This is a genomic window from Campylobacter sp. IFREMER_LSEM_CL2256 (genome assembly GCF_025771645.1).
GTDB lineage: Bacteria > Campylobacterota > Campylobacteria > Campylobacterales > Campylobacteraceae > Campylobacter_D.
The window spans coordinates 172,368-197,397 of the sequence record NZ_JAKMQQ010000001.1; the positions used below are offsets into that span (position 1 = coordinate 172,368).

Annotated in this window: 24 protein-coding genes and 1 pseudogene; 13 read left to right on the forward strand and 12 right to left on the reverse strand. The window is 28.0% G+C overall.

The window, feature by feature from the left end:
• The first annotated feature begins 4 nt into the window (after nucleotides 1-4).
• From dnaE to L8U00_RS00925, 5 genes are all read left to right on the forward strand, one after another.
• On the forward strand, nucleotides 5-3,598 hold the full coding sequence (dnaE, locus tag L8U00_RS00905) for a DNA polymerase III subunit alpha (protein WP_263708191.1): 3,594 nt from the start codon (nucleotides 5-7) through the stop codon (nucleotides 3,596-3,598).
• A 67-nt stretch (nucleotides 3,599-3,665) separates the two neighbouring features.
• Entirely contained in the window at nucleotides 3,666-4,094 is a 429-nt protein-coding gene (locus L8U00_RS00910; RefSeq protein WP_263663235.1) for a hypothetical protein, read from the forward strand.
• Between the two features lie 9 nt (nucleotides 4,095-4,103).
• Complete coding sequence (locus L8U00_RS00915; protein WP_263663237.1) at nucleotides 4,104-4,931, forward strand: SIR2 family NAD-dependent protein deacylase; 828 nt, start codon at nucleotides 4,104-4,106, stop codon at nucleotides 4,929-4,931.
• A 27-nt stretch (nucleotides 4,932-4,958) separates the two neighbouring features.
• Nucleotides 4,959-6,320: a DUF262 domain-containing protein gene (locus tag L8U00_RS00920; RefSeq protein WP_263708192.1), complete on the forward strand. Its 1,362-nt coding sequence runs from the start codon at nucleotides 4,959-4,961 to the stop codon at nucleotides 6,318-6,320.
• 18 nt (nucleotides 6,321-6,338) lie between these two features.
• A complete protein-coding gene (locus L8U00_RS00925) occupies nucleotides 6,339-8,483 on the forward strand; it encodes a DUF262 domain-containing protein (protein WP_263708193.1) in 2,145 nt (714 codons plus the stop codon).
• Nucleotides 8,484-8,508: 25 nt separating this feature from the next.
• Here L8U00_RS00925 and L8U00_RS00930 read toward each other — a convergent pair whose 3' ends face one another.
• Nucleotides 8,509-8,805 (reverse strand): hypothetical protein, encoded by a 297-nt coding sequence (locus L8U00_RS00930; RefSeq protein WP_263692525.1) that lies wholly within the window; start codon nucleotides 8,803-8,805, stop codon nucleotides 8,509-8,511.
• A gap of 97 nt (nucleotides 8,806-8,902) precedes the next feature.
• On the opposite strand from L8U00_RS00930, the gene L8U00_RS00935 reads away from it, so the two are divergent.
• From L8U00_RS00935 to L8U00_RS00950, 4 genes are read left to right on the forward strand one after another with little or no spacing between them, the layout of a single operon-like run.
• Nucleotides 8,903-10,450, forward strand: coding sequence for a WG repeat-containing protein (locus tag L8U00_RS00935; RefSeq protein ID WP_263708194.1), 1,548 nt, complete (start codon nucleotides 8,903-8,905; stop codon nucleotides 10,448-10,450).
• 9 nt (nucleotides 10,451-10,459) lie between these two features.
• Nucleotides 10,460-10,807, forward strand: a complete 348-nt coding sequence (locus tag L8U00_RS00940) for a hypothetical protein (protein ID WP_263708195.1) — start codon at nucleotides 10,460-10,462, stop codon at nucleotides 10,805-10,807.
• Nucleotides 10,808-10,809: 2 nt separating this feature from the next.
• Nucleotides 10,810-11,988, forward strand: coding sequence for a PD-(D/E)XK nuclease family protein (locus tag L8U00_RS00945; RefSeq protein WP_263708196.1), 1,179 nt, complete (start codon nucleotides 10,810-10,812; stop codon nucleotides 11,986-11,988).
• Entirely contained in the window at nucleotides 11,975-12,292 is a 318-nt protein-coding gene (locus L8U00_RS00950) for a hypothetical protein (RefSeq protein WP_263708197.1), read from the forward strand. The genes L8U00_RS00945 and L8U00_RS00950 overlap by 14 nt, the downstream gene beginning before the upstream one ends.
• 211 nt (nucleotides 12,293-12,503) lie before the next feature.
• On the opposite strand, the gene L8U00_RS00955 is transcribed toward L8U00_RS00950, so the two are convergent.
• The 5 genes from L8U00_RS00955 to L8U00_RS00975 all read right to left on the reverse strand — a co-directional run bounded on the left by L8U00_RS00955 (nucleotide 12,504) and on the right by L8U00_RS00975 (nucleotide 15,428).
• Nucleotides 12,504-12,665, reverse strand: coding sequence for a DUF2779 domain-containing protein (locus L8U00_RS00955; RefSeq protein WP_263708198.1), 162 nt, complete (start codon nucleotides 12,663-12,665; stop codon nucleotides 12,504-12,506).
• Between the two features lie 14 nt (nucleotides 12,666-12,679).
• Complete coding sequence (locus L8U00_RS00960) at nucleotides 12,680-13,072, reverse strand: WG repeat-containing protein (RefSeq protein WP_318529501.1); 393 nt, start codon at nucleotides 13,070-13,072, stop codon at nucleotides 12,680-12,682.
• Complete coding sequence (locus tag L8U00_RS00965; RefSeq protein ID WP_263708199.1) at nucleotides 13,048-13,221, reverse strand: hypothetical protein; 174 nt, start codon at nucleotides 13,219-13,221, stop codon at nucleotides 13,048-13,050. The genes L8U00_RS00960 and L8U00_RS00965 overlap by 25 nt, the downstream gene beginning before the upstream one ends.
• Before the next feature lie 29 nt (nucleotides 13,222-13,250).
• Nucleotides 13,251-14,720 (reverse strand): DUF2779 domain-containing protein, encoded by a 1,470-nt coding sequence (locus L8U00_RS00970; RefSeq protein WP_263708200.1) that lies wholly within the window; start codon nucleotides 14,718-14,720, stop codon nucleotides 13,251-13,253.
• A 63-nt stretch (nucleotides 14,721-14,783) separates the two neighbouring features.
• A complete protein-coding gene (locus L8U00_RS00975; protein WP_263708201.1) occupies nucleotides 14,784-15,428 on the reverse strand; it encodes a hypothetical protein in 645 nt (214 codons plus the stop codon).
• Nucleotides 15,429-15,646: 218 nt separating this feature from the next.
• Between L8U00_RS00975 and L8U00_RS00980 the strand changes: the two genes are divergently transcribed.
• Nucleotides 15,647-17,500: an McrB family protein gene (locus tag L8U00_RS00980; protein WP_263708202.1), complete on the forward strand. Its 1,854-nt coding sequence runs from the start codon at nucleotides 15,647-15,649 to the stop codon at nucleotides 17,498-17,500.
• The gene (locus tag L8U00_RS00985; protein WP_263708203.1) at nucleotides 17,484-18,821 is read left to right on the forward strand and encodes an McrC family protein; all 1,338 of its coding nucleotides are present in this window, start codon (nucleotides 17,484-17,486) and stop codon (nucleotides 18,819-18,821) included. The genes L8U00_RS00980 and L8U00_RS00985 overlap by 17 nt, the downstream gene beginning before the upstream one ends.
• On the opposite strand, the gene L8U00_RS00990 is transcribed toward L8U00_RS00985, so the two are convergent.
• From L8U00_RS00990 to L8U00_RS01010, 5 genes are all read right to left on the reverse strand, one after another.
• Nucleotides 18,813-19,505, reverse strand: a complete 693-nt coding sequence (locus tag L8U00_RS00990) for a hypothetical protein (RefSeq protein WP_039619624.1) — start codon at nucleotides 19,503-19,505, stop codon at nucleotides 18,813-18,815. The two genes, L8U00_RS00985 and L8U00_RS00990, sit on opposite strands and share 9 nt — an antisense overlap.
• A gap of 13 nt (nucleotides 19,506-19,518) precedes the next feature.
• Nucleotides 19,519-21,441, reverse strand: a complete 1,923-nt coding sequence (locus L8U00_RS00995; protein WP_263708204.1) for an AAA family ATPase — start codon at nucleotides 21,439-21,441, stop codon at nucleotides 19,519-19,521.
• A 66-nt stretch (nucleotides 21,442-21,507) separates the two neighbouring features.
• On the reverse strand, nucleotides 21,508-21,951 hold the full coding sequence (locus tag L8U00_RS01000) for an agmatine deiminase family protein (RefSeq protein WP_263708206.1): 444 nt from the start codon (nucleotides 21,949-21,951) through the stop codon (nucleotides 21,508-21,510).
• A gap of 84 nt (nucleotides 21,952-22,035) precedes the next feature.
• Nucleotides 22,036-22,176 (reverse strand): hypothetical protein, encoded by a 141-nt coding sequence (locus tag L8U00_RS01005; RefSeq protein ID WP_263708208.1) that lies wholly within the window; start codon nucleotides 22,174-22,176, stop codon nucleotides 22,036-22,038.
• A 16-nt stretch (nucleotides 22,177-22,192) separates the two neighbouring features.
• Nucleotides 22,193-22,498 carry a hypothetical protein gene (locus L8U00_RS01010; RefSeq protein WP_263708210.1) on the reverse strand — a complete coding sequence of 102 codons (306 nt, stop codon included), beginning with the start codon at nucleotides 22,496-22,498 and terminating at the stop codon, nucleotides 22,193-22,195.
• A gap of 110 nt (nucleotides 22,499-22,608) precedes the next feature.
• Between L8U00_RS01010 and L8U00_RS07800 the strand changes: the two are divergent.
• Nucleotides 22,609-23,033 (forward strand): annotated as a pseudogene (locus tag L8U00_RS07800) (PD-(D/E)XK nuclease family protein); the annotation flags it as partial.
• 87 nt (nucleotides 23,034-23,120) lie between these two features.
• On the opposite strand, the gene L8U00_RS01020 reads toward L8U00_RS07800, so the two are convergent.
• Nucleotides 23,121-24,041 carry a helix-turn-helix transcriptional regulator gene (locus tag L8U00_RS01020; RefSeq protein ID WP_263682229.1) on the reverse strand — a complete coding sequence of 307 codons (921 nt, stop codon included), beginning with the start codon at nucleotides 24,039-24,041 and terminating at the stop codon, nucleotides 23,121-23,123.
• Nucleotides 24,042-24,572: 531 nt separating this feature from the next.
• Here L8U00_RS01020 and L8U00_RS01025 point away from each other — a divergent pair.
• Nucleotides 24,573-24,860: a hypothetical protein gene (locus tag L8U00_RS01025; RefSeq protein ID WP_263708213.1), complete on the forward strand. Its 288-nt coding sequence runs from the start codon at nucleotides 24,573-24,575 to the stop codon at nucleotides 24,858-24,860.
• Nucleotides 24,861-25,030: the final 170 nt, after the last annotated feature.

Sequence of the window (25,030 nt, forward strand, 5' to 3'; positions counted from 1 at the left end):
AAATATGAGCCAATTTACACATTTACATTTACACACAGAATATTCTTTACTTGATGGAGCAAATAAACTCAAAGAGCTTGCTAAAACGCTAAAAGCTCAAGGTGCAACAAGTGTTGCTATGACTGATCATGGAAATATGTTTGGGGCTATTGATTTTTATAAAACAATGAGAGCTGAGGGGATTAAACCTATCATAGGACTTGAAGCATATTTACACAATCATGATGATTTAAGTGATAAAAGCTCAAGACAACGCTTTCATATTTGTTTATTTGCTAAAAATGAAATTGGCTATAAAAATTTGATGTATTTAAGCTCGCAAAGTTATATACATGGTTTGTATTATTACCCAAGGATTAACAAAAAGCTATTAGAAGCACATAGTGAGGGTTTGATTTGCTCTTCTGCGTGTTTGCAAGGTGAGATTAATTGGCATTTAAATACCAAAAATGAAAGAAATTTAAAATTTGGCGCAAAAGGTTATGAAGGCGCAAAAGAAGCTGCGCTTTGGTATAAAAAGGTTTTTGGAGATGATTTTTACCTTGAGATTATGCGTCATGGCATTGATGATCAAAAATTTATCGATGATTCTATCATCAAACTTGCTAAAGAGCTTGATATAAAAATCATCGCAACCAATGATACGCATTATACTTTCAAAGAAAGAGCAGCTGCGCATGAAGTATTTATGTGTATAGCTATGGGGGTTAAGCTTGATGATCCAGGGCGTTTAAGACATGAAGTGCATGAGTTTTATGTAAAAACACCAGAGCAAATGAGCGAGCTTTTTGCTGATATTCCTGAAGCCATTGAAAACACTCAAGAAATAGCTAATAAATGCAATCTAGAATTAAAACTAGGCGATCCTACCCCACCAAATTTTAAATTTACCCGTGAATATGCAAAAAAATATGGCTTAAGTTTAAGTCAAGAAGATCAAGAATTTAGCTTTGATAATGATGATATAGTTTTTGAGTATCTTTGTAAAAAGGGCTTAGAAGAAAGACTTCAATTTATCGATGAGAGTAAACACCAAGAGTATAAAGATAGACTTGATTTAGAAATTAGTATTATTAAAAATATGAAATTTTCAGGTTATATGCTAATCGTTCATGATTTTATTGCTGCAGCTAAGGAAAAAGATATACCAGTTGGCCCAGGGCGTGGGAGTGCTGCGGGGAGTTTGGTTTCGTATTGTTTGAAAATTACAGATTTAGATCCTATACCTTATAATCTTCTTTTTGAGAGATTTTTAAATCCTGAGCGTGTATCAATGCCCGATATTGATGTGGATTTTTGTCAAGATAGAAGAGGGGAAGTGATTGATTATGTTATTGATAAATACGGAGCTGAAAAGGTTGCACAAGTCATTACCTTTGGTAAGCTTTTAGCAAAGGGAGTAATCCGTGATGTGGCTAGGGTTTGTGATATGAGCATACCTGATGCGGATGCTTTGGCAAAATTAGTTCCTGAAGAACTAAAAATCACTTTAGAAAAAGCTTATGAGCAAGAACCAAAAATCGCTGAATTTGTAAATTCTCATCCAAAAGGACGTCAGGTTTGGGACTTTGCTAAAGCATTAGAGGGTTTAAATAGAAACGCAGGTATGCACGCAGCAGGGGTTGTGATATCTAATGAAGCTTTGTGGAATAAAGCTCCACTTTTTAGACAAAGCAAAAACGATGAGCGTCATTTGGTAACGCAGTATTCTAAAGAATATCTTGAAGATGTAGATTTAATCAAATTTGACTTCTTGGGTTTAAAAACTCTTACAGTGATTGATAATGCGATTAAGCTAGTAAAAAAGCGTTATGGTAAAGATGTGATTTGGGAAAAGATTGATATGAATGATCCTAAGGTTTATAAAACCATACAAAGTGGTAATACCTTGGGTATTTTCCAAATAGAATCAGGCGGTATGCAAAGTTTGAATGCTAGGTTAAAGCCTGAAAGATTTGAAGATTTAATCGCGGTTTTAGCTTTATATAGACCAGGTCCACTTGATAGTGGGATGGTGGATGATTTTATCGATATCAAGCATGGTAGAAAGGCTGCAACTTATGCATTTGAAGATTTAAAACCTATACTTGAAAATACTTATGGGGTTATAGTTTATCAAGAGCAGGTTATGCAAATAGTGCAAAAAATCGGTGGTTTTTCTTTGGGTGGGGCTGATAATGTGCGCCGTGCTATGGGTAAGAAAAAAAGAGAAATTTTGGATAATCTTAAAGCAGAGTATTTAGAAGGCGCTAAAAAACAAGGCTATGATGAGAAAAAGGCTGATGATTTGTTTGAGCTTATTTTGAAATTTGCTGAATATGGTTTTAACAAATCTCACTCGGCTGCTTATGCACTTATAACCTTTCAAACAGCGTATTTAAAGACTTATTATCCAAGTGAGTTTATGGCTGCGCTTTTAACAAGCGAAGAAAGCAATGTAGATAAGGTTGCAAAATACATTGAAGAGATGAAAAGAATGAACATCAAACTTTTGCCACCAAGTATCAATAAAGCCCAAAGAGAATTTAGCGCAACTAAGCTTGAAGATGGTTCTGAAGCTATTATTTATGGGCTTGGAGCGATTAAAAGTGTGGGAATTCCTGCGATAGAAAATATCATGGCTATTCGCAAGGAAGAGGGCTTTAGTGATTTTGATGATTTTATAAGCTCTATTGATCCAACTAAGATTAATAAAAAAACCATAGAAAATTTAGCTAAATCAGGTGCTTTCGATGAGTTTGGCTATACTAGAAAATGTTTGGTGGATAATCTTGAGCTTATTTCAGAAACAAGTAGGAAAATTGCTGAAGTTAAAAGAAACTCTACTGCTTCGCTTTTTGGAGAAGAGGAAATAGCTGCAGATATCAAAGTAGGGCTTCATGATAGTAAAATCGAATTTGAACTAATGGAAAAACTAGGCTATGAAAAAGAAATCTTAGGAATTTATGTATCAGGTCATCCTTTGGATAAATTTGCAAGTCAAATAGAAGGTATAGAGTATTTTAAAAGTATGGATTTTGAAACACTCAAAGGCGAAGGTGAGCTTTTGGTTGTAGGGAAGATTGAAGATTTTAAATCGATGATGAGTAAAAGCGGTAAAAGATATGCTAAGGCTGTGGTTTTAGACTTTTATTCTACTTTTGATATGATTATCTTTGAAGCCCAAGTAGAAAAAGTTGAAGCACTTTTTAAAGAAAGCAAGGATGAAGCCTTTGCCTTTTTACTAAGATATAAAAACAATGACAATGACTTAAGCTTTAGTCTAAATGAAATTTACACCCTAGAAGAAGCAAAGGAAAATGAGCTAAAATCTTTTAGTAAGAAAAAAAGCTTTACAAAAAAAGAAAACAAAGAAGAATTTACGCAAGAGCCTATGAAATTTGAAGAAAATATCATAGAACTTGATATTAACAAGCTTAGTAAAGATATGGTGTATGAAATTTATGATCTAGCTAATACAAGGCACAATCCAAAAGATACTAATAACAAAAAGCTTGTATTAAAAGTACTTGATATGGGTAGTTGCTTGCTTTATCATACAAATTTTGTTCTCTCACAAGAAGCTATGGATGTGATAGCTCAAAAATGTAAAGGTTAAAATATAGACACTAAAAGTCCATTTTATATAGTATAATTATATTAATACAATATAAAAAGGATGAAAAATGGCTTTAGCGATTGAAACTATTCAAGATTATACCATCCAAAAAGGTAAAAAATCTTTTTGGATGTGTTTTAACACTCCAAACAATGATTTTCATGTCAATAAAACAAAACATAGTGATTTGTTTGATAAAGACAAGACAGATTGCAAAGCTAGAGATGAATTTTTAGCTTTTATGAAAGAAAATTTTCCAAAAACAAAACTAACTATGGTATTTGATACGGCTCCGGTGGGGTATTTGTCGTATCCTTATTTAGGTAGTCTTGCTGTTGATTGTGAGGAAAATGATGAGGTTTATAAGGCTATAAACAAAAAATACGAAGATGAAAACTGCATGCCAAAATCTATGAATGCAGTTTTTTGGGAAATGAGTCTTGAAGTAGCTAAAGAGCTACATGAGGCTAGGAAATTTGATTATGAAAATTTTTAAAGGTAAAAAATGCAAATACAAACTCATATAAAAGAAGCTTTAGACAAAGCAGAGGTAATCATCATCACAGCTGGAGCTGGCATGGGAGTAGATAGTGGTTTGCCTGATTTTAGAGGAAAAGAAGGTTTTTGGAGAGCTTATCCGCATTTGCAAAAACTAGGCATAGACTTTGAACGCATGGCTAATCCTACAAATTTTTATACAAACGCACAGCTTGCTTGGGCTTTTTATGGGCATAGATTTAAATTATACAAAGATACTAAGCCACATAAAGGTTATGAAATACTTTTAAAACTTGCAAAAAGCAAACAAGATTATTATGTCGTTACGACTAATGTAGATGGGCATTTTAAAAAGACTGGCTTTGATGAGAATAAAATTTATGAATTTCATGGAAATATAAATTATTTACAATGTTTTAATTATGCATGTGGTGATTTGATCTGGCAAATGCAAGAGGAATTAGATATAGATATGGAAAATTTCAAAGCCTTATCTTTGCCAAAATGTCCTAGATGTCAAGGTTTGGCAAGGCCAAATATCTTGATGTTTAATGATGGTAGTTTTAATGATAGTCGTTATTTTTTACAAAAGCAAAGTTATAAAAACTGGCTTAAACCCTTAGAGGATAAAAACATCTTGCTTATAGAGCTTGGAGCTGGTAAAGCTGTGCCTAGTATGCGTATGTTTGGCGAGGATTTTTGTAAAAAAAGCAAAGCTAGAACACTTTTAAGGATCAATCCAAATGAGTGTGATTTTCCAAAGTTTTTTAGAAATGGCATAGGGCTTAAGATGAAAGCTTTGGAAGCTTTGGAAATGATAGATAGCTTGATATAATAAGTTTAAAATTTAGAAAGGCTATAAATGAGTGGTGAAAATACAGAAGTAAAATCTTGCATTGTGAGTTTGAATGAGTTGGTGCAGGGTAAAGTGGATAATAAAAATGCTCAAAAAACAGATATATTTTTAAAAGAAGGTTTTTCTTTAAACATACCTGATTATCAACGCCCTTATGCTTGGGGTATAGAGCAAGTTAAAATTCTTTTAAAAGATATAAGCGAACAAATAGATAAAAACCAAAAATATCTTTTAGGAAGTTTGATATTGCATAAGGGAAATACAGAAAATAAGCTCAACATAGCAGATGACCAACAACAGAAAGATAATGAATTTAATATAGTAGATGGCCAACAACGCCTTACTACCTTGGCTTTGATTTTAAGAGTTTTATGTGAATGTAATTTTTTAAATAATGTTGAATACTCTCATAATGAGTCAAAATATCATATCAAAGAAAATTACGAGTATATAAAAGCTTATTTTGAAAGTTATAGTGATAAAAAAGGCAAGTTTTTAGATTTTCTTTTAGAGAATATAGAATTTATCTGCGTTTTAGCTCCAAATGTAGATGATGCGTTTTTGTTTTTTGATAGTGCAAATTCAAAAGGAAAAGGCTTAAAATCATACGATCTTATAAAGGCTTTTCATTTGCATTCTTTAGAGAAAAATCAAGGTAGTATGCTAGATTATTATGCAAGGAAATTTGAAAATCTTGCAAAAGATGAAAGAAAAATCACTATTTTATTTGATGAGCTTTTAGCACCTGCTAGAGCATGGTTAAAACATAAAAACATTAGAGTAGATAAAATTAAAACAGAACAAATATATGAAGAGTTTTGTAAAGAATTTTTTAGTGATAAATTCCTTTATAGTAAGGAAGATTTAGGGGTTTTAAGTAGTTTTGCTAATGGGGTAGATTTTTTCGAGTATTTGTTTAAATACAATGAGTTTTTTGATAAGTTATCAAATTATGCTTTATACCAAGAGCTAGATGAAATATATTACACAGGATTTATTTATAATAAATACATTTATGCCATTGCTGTGATGATTTATTTTTCTAAATTTCCAAATGGCAATAGTGATTATTTCTTAGCCTTGCTTGCAAGAGCTGCTTTTAGTTTAAGAGTTTATGGCTTAAGTATTTCTAGAGCTACTCAAAATAATTATGCTTTGGAATTTTTAGAAAAAGTGTATTTTGTATCTTTTGAAGAGGAATTAGAGCAAAATTTACTTGATTTTATAGCTATAAAAAATGAAGAAGAAAGAAAATCAGCACAAAAATTAGATGGTGGAAGAGGTGATTATGTAAAAATTGTTGAAAAATACTATCAAGGTGAAGATGCTCTATATAAAAACATCCCATCACATTATGTAAAAAAATAAAAAATAAAGGTATAAACAATGAGTAATAAAGTAAATATTAAAAATATTAGTGAAGTGGTAAAGGATAATAATAAGATCTTTTTTGAAATTCCACCTTATCAAAGACTATATGAGTGGGATAAAGAGCAAATACAAACCTTACTTAATGATATAAAAACTAAATTTTATGAAGATAAGAATAAAGAATACTTTATCGGCAATGTAGTAGTAAGTAAAAAAGATGATAAATACCTACTCATAGATGGCCAACAACGCTTAACAACTTTGTTTTTGATAGGATTTTTTCTTTCTTATAAAAATCCAACTTATAAAAATCCAAGCGATCAGCCAAAGTGGAAAGAATTTATAATGCAAAGTGATAAACTTAGAATCTCCATGCCTATAAGAGAAAAAGAAGAAGAAGTTCTAAAAGAATTTGCTAAATTTTGTAAAGATAATCAAAATAATGAGAGAAAAAATGATATTTTTTTACAAGAAATTAAAAAATTTCCACAGGATATATGCCAAAACATACCACAAGCTTTAGAAATTATAGTAAATTGGTTTGAAGAAAATATTGAAGAAAATATTGAAGAAAATATTGAAGAAAATATTGATAAATTTTCTGAATTTTCTAAATTTATTTATAGTAATGTAAAATTTGTTTTTGTAGAATTAGCCGAAAATACTGACTTAAACCGCTTTTTTATCCGTATGAATAACCGCGGCAAACAACTAGAAAAACATGAAATTTTAAAAGCAAGACTGCTTTCAAATATTAATGAAAACGAAAGAGCTTTTTATGCTCATATATGGGATATTTGCTCACAAATGGATAATTATATCTTTCAAAAAGCTAGCGATAGAAAGATTTCTAGCTCAAATGAAAGTGGTGGAGATGAAAATACTAAGCTAAATGAAAGTAGTGGAAATGAAAATACTATTGAGTGTATTATAGGAAATAACCAACAAAAAATTACAAAAAAAGATGATGATGAAGATGAATTTAAATTTAAATCCATAGTAGATTTTCCTACTTTTTTATTGCATGTTTATAAGCTTACTTATTTGAAAAAAGCTAGTGATGTTACTATAGATAAAAATAAGCTTTTAGAGATTATAACAATAGAAAAAAAAGAAAACACTAAAAAATTCATAGAAAATCTTTTAAAATATAGAATTTTATTTGATTATTTTGTTATTAAAAGTCAAGATGATGAGGAAAATTCTTATAAGATTAGAAGATTAACTAAAAAATATAGTACATACACAATCAGCGAAGATTCTAATGTTATGCCTGATCTTGCTATGGTGCAAAACTATCTACGCGTAGCAAGAAGTGGTATGTCTAATAATCATCATCACTGGCTTACTCCGTTTTTGAAATTTTTGGATAAAGAGATCAAATTGAACTTTTCATTTGATGAGTTAAGTGATGATAAAAATATAATTAGTGAAATACAAATAAATGATAACATTAATTTTTATGGTTTTATCACAAATGGTAAAAATATTATTCAAAAAAATCCAATATCTTTCCTTGAAAATTTAGATACATCTTTAGCCAAAGAGCAAGCAAACACAGAAGTTAAAGAGCAAGCAAAAGAAGCAGAAAAAAATGGAGAGAAAAAAGATTTATTGGAAATTTCTAATGAAGTTCTTGTTAATTTAAGCAATAATGATGAATGTATTTTTACTAATACTAATGAAGTAAAAATTCCAAACTTAGATCGAGGAACAGCAACTTTGCATTATTGGTTTTATCGTTTGGAGTATTATTTGTGGAAAAATGCTGAAGTTAATGGCGATAAAGTTAAAATATGTGGTAAAGAAATGGATAAGAAAAAATTTGATAATTTCTATTTTAGAAGCTTAAATTCCATAGAGCATGTGCAAGCACAAAGCAAAGCAAATGAGAATGATTGGACTAATGAAAAAATAGATAATTTTGGAAATTTAGCTCTTATTAGCTCTAGTTTTAACTCATCTTTGAATAACCAAGATGTGCTAAGTAAGTATAGAGATTTTCAAAAAAGATATATGGATAATAAAAAAGCAGTTATATCTTTAAAACTATGGCTTATATATGCGCTAGCTAAAGATAATGATGAAATTGCTTGGACTTTTGGTAATGCACAAACACACAAAGAACAAATGTTAGAAATATTAAAAAAATCGTTTTAAAGCAATTAAGATAAAGCCTAAGGCTTTATCTTTTCATAAATTTAGCAAGGACTTTATTTTTGCTTCTTATCTTACGAAAATACTCTTTTGATAAGATATCTTTTAAAATTTTAGCATTGTTGTAGCTTAGATTAGTTTTTCTTTGTATGTAAGAAATGGCTTTATTTGCTAAATTTTTCTCTCTTGATTTTTTTATCAAAGCCTTATCTAAAGTAGCTATTTTAGGCATGTTTTTGATAAATTCTAGATACTCTTCTTTGCTTTCAAAGGGAGAATCTTCAAAACTAAACGGAACCTGACTTGGTATTTTTTTCTTTTTCATGTTTTCCTCCATATTTTTAAAATGATATTCTAGCATAAAATATAGACAATCTTAGTCTATAAAATTCTAATATAATTTCATTTTATAAAGGAAAGTGATGAAAGAAGTTAGGATTGTTATTGATGATGAATTTGATCATGTAAGAGATTTTCAAAATGGCTTTGCAGCGGTAAAAAAAGCTGGTAAGTATAGCTTTATAAATAGCAGTGGAGAATTAATTTGTGATTTTTTATATGATGAGGTTTTAAATTTTAGTCAAAATTTAGCAGGTGTTATGATAAATGACAAATGGGGTTTTATAGATACTAAAGCCAAAGTGGTGGTGGATCTTGTATATGATGATGTTTGTAGTTTTGTAAATGATTATGCACTTTTGCGACAAGGAAATGAAAATATCATCATAGATACTCAAGCAAATATCATTTTAAAGACTGAATATGATGGCATTATAAGACTCAGTGATAAGCTTTTTAAGATCAAAAAAGGCGATGTGTTTGCATTGATCGATCAGAATGGAAATTTTTTAAGTGATTTTGAGTTTTTAAGTATAAAAAGACTAAATGAAAAATTATTTTTATACAAGCAAAAGATCAATGGCAAGGTTAAATGCGGAGTTTTGAATGAATTTGCAAAGCTTGTTTTAGAGGCTAAATTTGATGATATTAGCTTGATAAATGATGAGTATTTGTTAGTGTTTGATGGGTTTTTGTATGGTTTGTTTGATGTAAATTTAAATTGCATTTTTGATCCTATGTATAAGGATGTGAAATTTATAGCCAAAGATATGATCAAAGTGAGAGTAGGGACTAAATATACTTTGGTAGATAAAAACAAAAATGAGCTTAGTAAGAATAGTTTTGATTTTATGAAGATTATTGATGATGAGCTTGTTTTGTTTTTAGAAAATTCTAAATTTGGTTTCATGGATCAAAATGGGATGTTAATTTGTGAAGCTAAATTTGATGAAGTTGGAGAATTTGTTGGTGGATTGGCTTGTGTAAAGATAGCTAACAAATACGGCTTTATAGATAAAAATGCCAAAATCATCATCGATGTGATGTATGATGAGCTTAGGTTTTTTAGTGAGAATTTAGCAGCCTTTTGTGTAGCAGGAAAATGGGGTTTTATCAATACAAAAGGAAAAACCATCATAGAAGCAAAATACGATGAGGCAAATAGCTTTAGCGAAGGCATAGCAAGTGTAAAAAAAGACAATAGATATTTTTTGATCAATCAAAATGATGAGATACTTTGTGAGCATGAGTATGAGTATATGTCTTGTTTTAGCTGTGGTTTGGCATTAGTTTTAACAAGTGATGGTTTTATTTATGTGGATAAAAATGCAAATATTGTTATAAAAGAGCATTTTGATGAGGCGTTTGATTTTAAAGAAGGTTTAGCACAAGTTTGTATAGATAATCAATGGGGTTTTATTAACACAAATGGAGAATTTGTGCTTGATTTGCAGTTTGAAAATGTAAATGATTTGGGTAATGGAATTTACGAGCTTAGTAAAAATGGACATAAATTTTACTTAGAATACAACGGAAAAATAACCCTTAATCCTTTTTCTCAAAGACAAATTGCATGTATAAGCAAGGATATAGGCTGGAGAATTTTAAGGTTGCTAGAGTTGAAAGTGTAAAGGAAAAATATGCGAGGAAATAATCTTAATGAAATGATAAGAATTTATGATAAATACATGTTTATTTATGGAGATAGTGATGTGTTTAGACTAGATGATGATTTGTTGTATGCAAGTGAAATTTTAAATAAAGGAGGATTTTTTTGCTATGATGAGAAAATAGTTGATAGAGAGTATGATTTGATGTGTTATTTTGCTGTGATATTTTTACCTAAAAATGATCTAGCAAAACACGCTATTAAAATTTTAGAAACTTTAGAGAAAAATAGAGTTGGAGAACACATGAAATTTTGGCTTTGTGATGATGAAAATTACGCTAAAATAAAAATTATTAGTTTATATATGGAAAGGAAATAAATATGGAAGATTTAAAAGATTTTCTTGATAAATTTGCTTCTTTTAAAAAAGAGCGTATGCAAGAAAGAAAAAGATTGGGCAAAAATGACTACAATCCTTTATTAAAGGTTTTGCCCGCTCATGATGAGGTGAATTTGCATAGTGGAATTTTAAAATCTTTACTTGATCCTAGTGAGAATCATGAACAAGAAAAGTTATTTTTGGATTTATTTTTAGAAAAGATAGGATTAAAAGAATGGTTTGGAGAAAGTGATGATGTAAAAGTCTTAAAAGAATATAAAAATATAGATATTTATATACATAATGGCACTAAACACATTATACTAGAAAATAAAATTGGTGCAGGAGATCAAAATGAGCAAATTGCTAGGTATATAGAGATATTAAATAAAGAAGAAAATGTTTCTTATAAAGATATCAAAAATATCGAAAATATCGCTGTGATTTATCTTACTTTAGATGGTAGAAAACCTAGTAAGAAAAGTTTAGATGAATGGGAGATAGAAAACACTAAAAACGAATTATTCTTAAAAAAAGGCGATTATAAAGTGCTATATAGACAAATTTCTTATGAAGTAGAAATTTTAAATTGGTTGCAAGAATGTCAAGAAAGAGTAAAAAACATTTGCAGTTTAAGTCAAGCTATAGAATTTTACAAAGATGTAATTAAAACTTTAATAAATAAAAAGGAAAGTGATATGGATATTGTTAATTTTTTAAAAGATGAAAAGAAAGAAAACTATTGCGAATTGGTATTAGAAATTTGTAAAAAGAAAGATGATATTTTTAAACAATGCCTAGTGGAAATATGCAAGAGCTTAAATTTTGAAAATTGGGAAATAAATTATGATACTGGAGTAACTCATATGCCATTTATTTTTAAGCCAGAAGAAAAAGATCATGGTGATTATTATTTTGCTTTTGCATGGCATGATAAGAATTATTTTAGTGTAAGATTTTTTGGGGAAGATGATGAAAACAAAAGAAGGGAAAAAATCAAACAAATATTAAATGATAATGTTGAACCATACCATAAAAATAGTCACTTTTGGAATTATGCTAGTTTAACGCTACCTGATTTTAGCTGTGAAAAGATAAAAAAATTTATTGAAGATAATAAAGAAAAAATCAAAGAATTAAATGAAAAATTAAACGGAGTAAAAAACAATGAAAACACGTGATATTTTACTAGAAAAATGGAATGATTTTCATAAAAACTTATGTAGAGAATTTATCCATCATGAAGTTTTTAATAATCACAATGTAATAGAAGCTTTAAAAGAAAGTGAAAATTATCATTGTGAAGTAAAAACCATAGATGAAGAGATAGAGCTAAATCCGCAAGCTAAAATTCATATTTTAAGTTTTAAGCTCAGTGATGATATCAATCAGTTTTTAAAAAACAATAAATACACAGGATGTTATTATGATGTCTTTTATACAAATGAGGCAAATGTGTATGAGGTTTTAAAAATCGAATTTTAATCCATAGCTTTAAGCTATGGATTAAGCTTTTAAAATTTTTATCATGGTTAAATTTACAGCATTCTAGTAAGGCTTGACAGAGAGCTTTTCTTTCATTTTCACTTATATTTTGCATAGCTTCAAAACTTTGCATAGCTTCGCTTTTGTTATGGATTAAATTTAAATTTTTATAAGCTTGCTTTATATCAGGATTAAAGCTAGTAAAACTTTTTTATAAAACTTCCTTGCATTTTATAATGATTTTTATTAAAAAAGGTATCATAAGATCTTTGACATTTTTTTCTATATTTAACAAATGCTCGCAAAATTTAGGAAAAGCAAGTGCTAAATTTCTTATAACACCTTTTTCAAAGCTTGCATTATAAGTAAGCACGCAAACATTTTAAATTAATTTAGGTTTTTTAGTTTTAATTCTTCGCCTTTTTTAAGTAAAAATAAATTCGTATCAAGTTTTAGTATCTCATCATACTCAATCTCAACAACAATTTCTTCATTTTTATTTATCAAACCCCATTTTTCACCAAGCTTAACTTCAGCTAAGCCATCTTTAAACCCCAAAGCATTATCATATTTTGCTTCTATAACTAAATTTCCTTGTTTATCTATAAAACCCCATTTTCCGTTAAGTTCAACGCCGGCCAAGCCATCATGAAAGCTGTTGATACCATCATATTTTACTTTTGTGATTAAATTTCCCTTTTTATCTATAAAGCCATATTTTGTTTTTGTACAACAAAATCCATATAAATCATCATTTAAGTGATAAATCTTGCCAGCGATTTTTTTAGTATGTTTCCATTGATATCAAATAAAATTGAATCTTCTTTAAAAGTTGTTGCATAATACATTTTATCTTTTTTTATAACACCACAATCTGCTATTTTTTTACCAGTAAAATTCTTATCTAGTTTTAAAAGACTTGTTTTCATGTGTTTTCCTTTTTAAATTTGTATATTTGTTATTTTACAAGCTCTTCTAAATGTTTTAAAATTTTTACCATGGCTAAGGTATCAAGTTTGCAGTATTCTAGTAAGGCTTGGCGGTAAGCTTTTCTTTCGTTTTCATCCATATTCTGCATAGCTTCAAAACTTTGCATAGCTTCGCTTCCATTGTGGATTAAATCTAAATCATTATAAGCTTGCTCCATATCAGGGATCAGAGCTGGTAAAACTTTTTTTATAGAATAACTCCCTTGCATTTTATAATGATAATAATCTTTATTTTGAAAAGGTATCATAAGATCTTTGATGTTTTTTTCTATATTTAACAAATGTTCGCTAAATTCAGGAAAAGCAAGTGCTAAATTCCTTATTACACCTTTTTCAAAACTTGCATTATAAGAAAGCACACAAACATCTTTCGGTATATCGTTGATTAAATTTTTTGCAAACTCATATCTTGGATCGATCCCACATTCGCTCAAAAATTCCTTATGTTCTAACTTGTCTTTATGGTCTATATGTAAAGAGTATTGAAAAGGAATTTGCATATAAGGTCTTATACCTTTATATTCAGGTATAGCTTGCATAAATGTTTCAAAATCTAAATGATATATAGGATAGGTTAGAGTATCTAAGAATTTTTTGATATTTTCTTTGTTTATATAGATTTCTTTATTAAGTGAAGCTTTGATTTGAATTTGTTGGTTTTTGGTAAAGATAGATAGATCATCTAAATCTTCAAAATTATAAGTATTTTGATAATAAAATTCAAAACTTTTTTTAAATTTTGGTATATTAAAAACATTTTCTTTTTCACATAAATTTCTTTGTTTAATCCAGCAATACTCATATCCATCGCACTCATAAGGATCAAAGCAATGTGTTCCTATGTCTATATCTGGCTCTTCTTTTTTGCTTAAAATTTCTTCAAAGTATTTTAAATTTTCTTTAACTTGGTTTTGATTTAATAAAACTTCTTTTGTGATATCATTGATCTTAAAAAGTTGATTTATATCAAGAAAATCACTTCTATAGTATTCATTGTTTAAATGTATCAGGTTAACTTGTTTGATTTTATAATTTAAATTTGATAAAACATAATACTGCAAAGCACAATCATCTATATAAACATCTTTTAAAGATGTAGAGCTTTTTACTTCATTTATGATCAAACCGTCTTTGGTATTTTGCAAAATATCTATCATGATCAAAATACCATCGTAGCAAAAAGTAGCTTCGTAAATCACTTCTTGGTTATTTTCTAATAGTTTTCTAGTTTGTTCGCATTTTTCATCAAAAGAACTACCTTCAAACTCCATCTTTACTCCATTTGGAAAAAGATTACAGGCTAGCTCGCCTACTTTATTACCTATGTCAGTTTTTGTTGATTTGTTAGATGAATTTAAAACATCTTTGTTGTAAGTATTTAACCAAAGAGATTTAGCACATTGTGCGCCTCTTGTGTATCTTGATTTTGAAAAAAACATTATTTACCTTTCTTTGTTGTTTTGTTTGAATTTTAGCCTATTTTATTAAAATAGGCTAGAGTATTATTTTTTCAAAGGTTTATCTCGCATTAGAGCATAAATTAGTCCGCTTGAAAAAGCAAAGCGTGCTAACGCATTTTGTTTTTCTTCTCTTCTTTCTGCTACGGTTTTAAGATTGCTTTTTCTAAAAACTGCAAAAATACTAAGTCCATACCATAATCCTAATGTTATTTTTAAAGGTAGTATTAAAATCATTAGTAATGGATTATTACGATTATCTCTTAGTGTTGTGTATGCTATATATAATACAACGCATGCCCATATAAAAGCAATGACACCCATAATCATTAGCGCAGTATCTCTTTCTATTCGCATTAGAAATAATGTCATAAAGATTATAAAGGCTAAAGGCAATACAGCAAATAATCCAACACACAAGCTAAGATCTATTGTATTTCTATATATAACCACCTTACCTTTTAATCCATAATACACAAGCACTGCGGCTATGATGATATATATTAAGATAGCTATGGTGATGATTATTGTATTGGTATAATCTTCTTGAGCTATTTTTGTGCTTGTATTATTATCTATAGTTTTTTCTATTGTTATATCTTGTTGTGCTGTTGTATAATTTACTTCAGCATTGGCAAAAGTAAAGCATATACACATTAACATGCTTAAAATTAAAAATAGTTTTTTCATTTTATTCCTTTGTTTTTGATTTGTTGTTTTAAATTTTTATGTTGATTTTTATTTTTTAATACCTCCTTATGTTATAGATTTACAATAGTTTTTAATTTTGTTGTAATTATATGTTATTTTAACGGACGGTGTTTGTCTATTTTTTATTTTTTTATTTTGGTATAATTAACAATGCAAAAATTAAGTTATAATTATAAAAATCAAAACTAAGGAAAACAATGAGTGATTTAAAAACTAGATTAAACGAAAATAAAAATAAAAATTTTGCTTATTTTTTTGATAAAGATGGAAAATGTTATATTTATCATACTAAATTTGGTAGAGAAAGAAATAGTGTAATTTTAGAAAATGATGATATTGAATTAAGGTTTAAAGAATTAACCAAGAAAATTTATGAAGATAATAGTGAGGTATTTGATAAATTAAAAGGTGCTTTTGAGGAATATTTAAACGATTATAGTAATAAAAGTACTATACATATTAAATTTGATGAAAATGGTGAATTTTTAAAAACAAAAAGCAAAATTGTGGATAATTTTAGCGAAACATTTGGTAAAGAAAAAATAGACGAGATAGATTTCAATCAGGGTAATTTTAAAAAAGATATTTTTGAAAAATGGTGGGATAAAAGTATAAATAGTGCTAAAATGCAAGGTAATGCTACGAATTTATTAAAAGATGAAAAAAAATTAGTTGATAATCTTAAAATAATAAATGATGCAGTAAGTAATAGTAGCAATTTAACAGAATTATTAGTAGCGCTTGATAAAGTGGAAGGCATGAAAGCTACTGCTAGAGAATTAGCATATTTTTTACAATTTAAAGATGATAAATTTCCACTTGCAAATGATGCTTCTGTAAATACCGCTAAGTACATCTTTGAGATATTAAATGAAAATCCAAAAGAATATAATTTTGATAATGAATGTAAAGAAGAAGTATATTTTGATTTTGTTTTGGAAAAACTTGAAGTAAAAAAAACAAATAATCTTCCAAGATATTATATTTTAGATCAATTTTTAAATTTGATTGATAAGATAAAAAAGTCTGATTTTGCTTTAATTACAAAAGAAAAATTAGCTGAAAATGATAAAAATCAAAGTGTGTATTATAAACTTTACGAGGTAGCCTATAGCTTTGCAAATTTATGTGGCAAGGCAGATATTAAAAGTAGTAATTTAAAAGGTTTTTTGGAGCTTTTAAGAACACATAAAAATATCATTTTTCATGGAATTCCTGGAACAGGAAAAACTTATACTATGGTTAATAATATAAAAAATCTTATTAGCAATGAAGAGCAGATGCTTATCACTCAATTTCACCCAAGTTTTTCTTATGAAGATTTTATAGAAGGTATTAAACCTGCAGGGATTGAAAATGGACAATTAAAACTTGAACTTAAAAATGGAATTTTTAGAGAATTTTGTGATAAAGCAAAAAAAGAAGAAAAAGGGTTTTTAGAAAAACTAGAAAAAGGAAATTTTAATGAAGCTCTAAGTGATCATGGGTATTTTTTCATAGCTGATGAGATTAACCGTGCGGAATTATCTAGGGTTTTTGGAGAATTACTTTATGCGCTTGAGTATAGAGGAGAAAAAGGCAAGATAAAAACACAATATGCCTCTATGAGAGATGATGAGGATTTTTATGTACCTGAAAATATGTTTTTACTAGGAACTATGAATGATTTAGATAAAAGCATAGATAGTTTTGATTTAGCACTTAGAAGACGTTTTATATGGCAAGAAATGACATGTGATTATGATGTAATAAAAAATGAAATTTATGCCAGCAATAACGAAGAATACGCACAAGCTTGTAAAAAATTAAACGATAAAATTAGTAAAGATATAGGTGAAAAATATCAACTTGGACATTCTTATTTTCTAAAAATTGAATTCAAAAATGATGAGATTAAAGATAGTGATATGAAAAAACTTTTTAGCAACCGCTTTGAAGCGCTTTTAAAAGAGTATTTAAGAAGCGAATATAATGAAAAAGAAATACAAACACACTTGGATAATTTAAAAAAACTTTTTGTTATAGAAAAAAACGATGATAAAAATAAATGATAATAGCTTTATAGAAATAGATCAAAAATCTTCAAGAATACAAGATTTTGATCTGTATTTTGAAGATTTTATAAAAAATGGAAATTTCTTTTCTTTTTTCAATGATGATGAAAAAATTTTAAGCAAAAATACTAAAAATCCTATCATTTCAGTAAGAACGATTGAAGAAAATAAAAGGCAAATTGCTAGTGGAAATTATATAGGAAAAATTTCTTATAATGGTTTGGAAGTTGAGATAAATTCCAGGTTTGGCAAGAAGTTTTTAGAAAGAATGCTAAATTTTGCTAATGATGTATTTGTCGATGATGTGAGTATTTATCAAGATGTAAAAAAGGAAAGCAATATAAGTGAGTTTATACTTTTTTATATCTTTGTGCAAAAACTTGAAAAAAGTTTTTTGATAGGTTTGCCTAAAAATTATCAAAGTAAAAAATACAATGATTTGCGCTTTAAGGGAAATATCGATATGGTTGAATTTATAAAACACAATATCCCTTTAAAAGCAAAGGTTGCTACAAAAACAAGAGAGCAAATAGAGGATGTGCATATTATTAATGTATTATATAAAGCATTAGAAGTCATAGAAAAGAAAAATTCAAGCTTTTTAAAAAATGTAAAGCATATAAAAACCTATTTAGTGCAAAATAAAAGCGAGCATTGTTTTATAAAAGAAAGTTTAAACAAAGCCTTTTCTAGCAAAGCCTTGAGAAATCAAAATTATCAAAACTACAAAGAGCTTTTAAAATATGCAAAAATGATCATAGAAAGTCAAAATTTCACTAGTAAAAATAAAAATGATCAAAAAAGTTATGGTTTTATCGTTAATATAGCAGAGCTTTTTGAAATTTATATAAGCAAGCTTTTAAGAAATAATTTTGAAGAATATATGGTCGATTCTCCAAAGCTTGAAATTTATAAAAATAGCTTTTATAAACGCCATATAATACCTGACATTGTTTTGTCTAAAGATGATACATACATGGTTTTTGATACTAAATATAAAAGAATGAAAATGGAAGGTAGAAGCCAAAATGGCATGGGAGATTTAGACAGAAATGATTTATTTCAAATTCATACTTATATGGGGTATTATCAAAAGATAGGCAAGGTGTTTTTAGGTGGACTTTTATATCCTATGCAAGAATTTGAAAAAGCAAAATGTCATAGTGAAAATTTTATCCTTTCAGATGAGTATAAATTTATAGTTGATGGAATTTTTCTTGAAGATAGTCAAGATAAAGAAATCACTCTTGAGTATATTACCCAAAAAGAAACGCAATTTATAGAAAGGATCAAAGAGCTACTAAAACAATCATTTTAGTAGCTTAACAAAAGAAATTTTTCTTTCTATATCCTCGTGAGCGATAGAGTTTATTTCTAGTTTATAGGGTTTAAAATTTTTCGTGCTAATATTAGCAAATAAAATATCCAAACTCACATCTAAAAGTTTTTTTAAACCTTTTGAAAAATCATAATCTTTTAAATAAAAATTATTTCTTATCAAATTTTCATTTTGTTTTATAATTTCTAGCAATTCTTGCTCTTTAATATAAAATAACCCTTCTATAAGCATGTTTTGATAAGGTGAGATGTCGTTGATGTTTAGTACTTTTTTATCTATCCAGCCATTTTTAGGAAAGGCATATGCACTTGCAAGATGATAGAGTTTGCCTTTTGTGTTTGTTTTTTTTAATTTATAGTGTATTTTTGCATTATGTTTTATAAAATCAACAACACAAAAATGTTTAAAATCCGCATAATTTTGACTTAAAAAATTTTCAAAAGACAAAAGTTTGCTTTGAGTATTTTCATCTAAAAAATATCCATTTTCTAAATGATAGCTTTGGCTTAGTAGTTGTATATTTTCTGTGTTTTGAATTTGTGTTTGGAAATTAAACTCATCATTGTTTGTTTTATATAATGCTTTAATGTGTTCTTTTGCTTTTATATCATTAAATCCAAACACAAAGCTTTTGTGTATTGTTCCTTGAAGTGTTATGTTCATAGTTTTATCCTTTTTATAAAAATCTCATGTTGATTTTTTCATCATCTGATTTGAGTTTTGATTCTTTTTCTAATTTTTCTAAAAACTCATCGGCGTTTTTGATTTTAAAAATTTTATTTTGTCTAAGAATTAGTGCAAAATCACCCAAACAAATATTTTGAAGTCTTAAGAGCCTTTTTGAAATTTGCTTTTTGTCAAAGCTTAAATTTAATTCTTTAGCAAAAAATTCAAAAGCCTTTAAAAGTTTTTCTTGCTTTAATGCTTGAAATTCTATCTTTAGATCAAATCTTCTTATGCTAGCTTTATCAAGGCTTTGTAGGTAGTTTGTAGAAGCTATGAAAATACCTTCAAAATTTTCCATTTGCATAAGCATTTCATTGACTAAGCTTTTTTCCCAGCTTTTATTTGCTTCGTCTCTACTATAAATTAACGCATCGATTTCATCAAGCTGTAAGATAGCATTATCATTAGAAGCTTTTTTGAAAATGTTTGCGATATTTTTTTCATTATTACCCACAAAAGGATCTAAAATATCACTAAGTTTATAAGAATGTAAAGTTTTGTTTAAAGCATTAGCTAGTTCTTTGCCAAACTCGCTTTTTCCACTACCTGCTATGCCATAGCTTAAAATTCTCAAACTTGAATTTTTATCGATATTGTTTATTAGTTCTTGTAAATTTAAATCACATTCTATCAAGCTTAAATCGTATTTTTTGTCTTTTTTTGGCATTGAAATGCCCTGAAGTGATCTTGCTTTTAAATTTTCATTGATCAATCTTACAAATACTTCTTGGCTTTTGCTTTTAAAGATCTTAGCATTATTTGCACATTTTAAAATAACCCCTTGAGAAAGTTCAGGATGAGAAGCTATATTTTCTATAATGGCTTCATCTATTTTTATATTTTTCTTATTAAATAACTTTTTTATATTTTGAATTTTCTTTTCTTTAGGCATACTTTCAAGCTCTAAAATCACATCAAAACGCCTCAAATACGCTTCATCCATGTCTTTAGAATTTGATAAAAATACACAAATGCCATTTTCTTCATCTAAGATTTTGTTGATTTTTAATTTCTCTTTTAAAGAATCATAGCAAAGACTATCCTCGCACTCATCAAAGACTATCATTTGTTTTTTTGGATTGAGTATCTTTTTAAGTGCGTAAAAATTTGAAATTCTACTTGATTTTTTATCATTTTCGCAATCTTTAACACACAATGCTTCTTTATCAAGCTCTTTAGCTATGAGTGCGCTAAGCTCGTTTTTGCCTACGCCTGCTTTTCCATATATAAAAATATTTCCTTTTTGGCGTTTTTTTAAAAAAGTAATGATAGTATTTAATTCCTCTTGTATATAGTCAAAATCATTCAAATTTAGTCTAGTTTTAGGTAAAAAATACGAAAACTCACCCATAAGTGTAGTTTTGCTAATATCTTGAGTGAAAATGCTTTCAAAATTATTTACATCTATACCAAAGGCATCGCTATCATAATAACACAAGGCATCTAGCTTAAAAAGCATAGAATCATCACTTAAGGCTTTATTGACATCTTTTGAAGTGTGGTTGAAAATTTTTTCTATGATCTTTTTGCCCAAAGCAGTGCTATAACCTTGGTGTAAAGCAAATCTACCTTTGTTTGCATAGTAAAAAAACGCAAACACATCACATTCTGCTTGAGTAAAATTTAAGTATTTTTTAAGATAACTTAGATTTTTCTTTAAAAAGCTAGGATAGATAAATTTGGAGTATTGTTTGTAGATAAAACTAGGGATTTTACTATCTTTTTCTAGTGTATCTTCAAATTCGCTGTAAAAATCTTTTTTGATTTGTTTGCTGTTTGAGAGCATTTGTGCGTGTAGTGAGATGACTTTTACATTATGTGAGTAGTAATCAAAATCCGCAATGTGAGTAAGAGTAGAAGTATTTGTTTGCATTATAAACCTTTAAACTAAGATATATAATGCAATTATAAACAAAATAACTAGACTTTAGTTGTCTAGTTATGAATAATTATTAATATCATTGCTATGTGTGTATCTATCATAAGCTAGTCTTGGTAAAAAGACTATGTGTTTTAAATTTAGGCTTTGTTTTAAAGTATGGATAATGCTTTCTATGCTAAATGTTGGGTTTTGGCTAAAAATTTTCTCACATATAAAGGCAGTATCATGTTTTCTTATGAAATTACCTCCATCAAGGATTAAATTTAAGTGATTTTTTAGAGGTTTTATAGTGGTTTTTAAATGCGGGTAATTTCTAAGATAATCAGGATCATAAATATAACTTGTCGCCGTATTTTCATACACTAAAGGCATGAAATCTCTTAACCATATATCATTACTTGGTATTTCTTTAAAGGCGATGTTAAATTTAGCAAAATTTCGCACAAGATTTTGATAAATTCTTTTATGTTTTGATGATAAAAGTGTAGAAATGGCTATCATTCATCGCTCTTTTGCATGCTTAAAACTAACAACTCATCATCATAAATAATGTCATATTGTAAGATATCTCCCCAAAGTTTTAATTTACCTTTGTGAATTTTCATAATGCTTTATAGCTAGTTCTTTGAGCTTTTGTATGATTTGTGTTTTATCAAGATAGAGCATATCATTGCTAATAGGAAATTTAAGCACGCGTAAGTGAGATAAAAACATCAAAGCATGCAAAGGCTCACTTTTGCGTTTAAAATTTGTTTTTATGATAGCTTTTGCTTCTTGTAATTTTTTTGTATTTATCTTTTAATAAAACGCTTTGATTAAAAAATGAATTTAAAATCTCTTTATCTAAAATAAAATCAAATTTTTGTATAAATTCCAAAGAGGAATTTACCATATCATAATGTCCTTTTAAAAGCCATTCTTGTATGCTTTCGCATTCTAAAAACAAAGTTTTTGTTTTAGTGAATTTTTCTACATTGTTATAGCCAAATTTCTTTGCAAATAAAGTCTCATCGGTGTGAGTTAGGATGTGTTTCATGGTTTGAAGCATTTTTATCCTTTTGAAATGATTTGTAAAATGATAGCTAAAAAAAGCAGACAATGGTAGTCTATATTTTTGTAGTATAATAGTGAAAAATATTTTTAAGGAATAAAATGGAAATTAGAGAATTTATTGAAAAATTATTAAGGGCTAATGATAAATTTGAAGAAAATACCAAAAAAAGCATGAGTAATATAAATATTTTTGAAGCTCTGGGAGTTGAGTATAAAGAAAATTATCATTCTAAATTTATAGCTTATTTGATAGATCCGCATGGTGATCATTATCAAGAGTTTTTTGCAAATGAGTTTTTAAAAAAGCTTGGAAGATACACAAAGGCTAAGAAATTTAAAATCTTACAGCCCATGACATAGAAAGCGTAGAAACAGAAGCTTGTGCAAAAGATAATAGAAGGATTGATATACTCATAAGTTTAAAAGATAAAAGATATATCATCATATAAAATAAACTTTATACAAAAGATCAACCAAATCAACTCAAAGACTACATAAAACACATAAAAGAAAAAGTTAAAAACAATGAAATTGATAAAAAATTTTATAGAAAATGACACGATTGAAAAAGCTTTAAATGTAGCTAAGAAAGTATTAAAATCCTGACAAATAAGCAATCATTTGCTTATTTGATCAAGGTATTCTCCAACTACTTCTTTGACTTTATTTGCTATAAAATCAGGTTCTAAAACCTTTACATAAGGTATGTAATAATACACTAAAGGTAAAATTTCCATTTCATGAGTTATCTCAAGCTCTATTTCTATGGAGCCATCTTTGTCTTTACCGGTGATGATTTGTGAATTTAGAGGCTTTCTTTCAAAGTATTTTCGTATTGGTTCTTCTACTAAAAGCCTTACTGTAAAAGGTTTATCAAGACTAAACCATATAGAATTTACTCTTTGAAGTTTTACTTCTAAACTCTCATCGGTTTGAAAATGCTCTTGGGTTAGGGTGATGTTTTGGATATTTTTTAAATAAAATTTTTTGAAAATATCACGTTTTTTCATATCAAAAGCAAGCAAATACCAAAATCCACTAAAAAAAGCTAGTTTTAAAGGCTTTACTTGGAAAAGTTTATTTTCATATTTAAAGACAATTTGTGTTTTGGTGTTGATGGCTTGTTCAAGAATTTGAAAATTGCTTAAATCTTTTTCTTCCAGCTTTTCTGCATCTAGGCTAGTATGGATGGGGTTAGAGATATTTTGAGAAAGTTTAGAAAGCAGGGGATGAGCCTTAGCATAAAAGCTATTTCCAGCACTTTTTGCCATGGTATCAAGCACTTCAAGGATTATTTTTTCATCATCTTGCTCTTGAATGTCTTTGCTTGTATCGATACGCCATTTTCTTCCATTTTTAATAAGCCCCATAGACTCAAAAACCCCTTGCATATCTCTTTTTATGGTTTTAGCGCTTACATTGAGTTCTTGGGCTAGTTCTTTTATGGTTATGCCATTTTCAGACTTTACTAATTTTTCATATAAAACTTCAAGGCGTGTTAGTTTGGAATTTGCAATGTATTTTTTAAGATCTTTCATGATTTTTCTCTAAATTTTTTCAAAATATTAACAACAATTGCTTTATAAACAAATAAAGTCTAGTTTATAAACGCTGCAAAACTTATAGTTTGGAAATGAAAGTTTATTTAGAAAACAATGTTTGAGAGTAAAAGATGATAAATATATAATTATTAGAATACAGAAGATTGTATTTTACTAGGTTTAACTATAAGAGCGATGAAAGTATAGGACAAAGTAGACAAGCTTGTAAAAAATTATATGATTTGCTATATCAACAAGATTTATCAAATATAAAATTAGAAATCACAAATAAATTTTAGAAGGGAGTAAGCTTAGAGTAGGTTACCACATAATCCCCCTAAAAAAGGGGACAAGGTTAATAAGCCTTGACTATAATCATACTTAGTAGTATAATTATAAAGATTATGTGGATTATATAGCTCAAATTTAATCACCTACTTTCTAGGGTTAGATTAAGCCATAGGGGGTCAGACCTACGGCTAACCCTAGAAAGTATTATACAAAAACCTACTTTAAACTACAAATAATATGTCATTTTTATTTAAAAACACAAAGCTTTATATTGCTTTAGCTCTAATGTTTATGCTTAATGTATTTTTATATCTTAAGCTAGATAGCACAAATGCAAAATTAGAAAAAAGTCAAAGTGATTTAAATTTAGCTTTGGGTGTAAATAATGAACTCACAAGGATTACTCAGGAGCTTAAAATAAGACACGAGCAAGAGCTAAAAGCACTCTTTCATGCAAATACTCAAAAAAATCAAATTTTGTCTTTTATTGTAAAAATGTGTAAAAAAGTGATATTGTTTTGCTAAATAAGTGATATATTAAAATTTTTAGAGTGTGAATTTCAAGGAAAGAATATTGTGTATTTAAATTCTAACAAAGAAAAATACTGCCTGACTAATGAAGAGCAAGTGTTTAATATATTCAAGAAACAATTTCAAAAATAGAATATTTATTATCAGATGAATTGCTAAAGTAA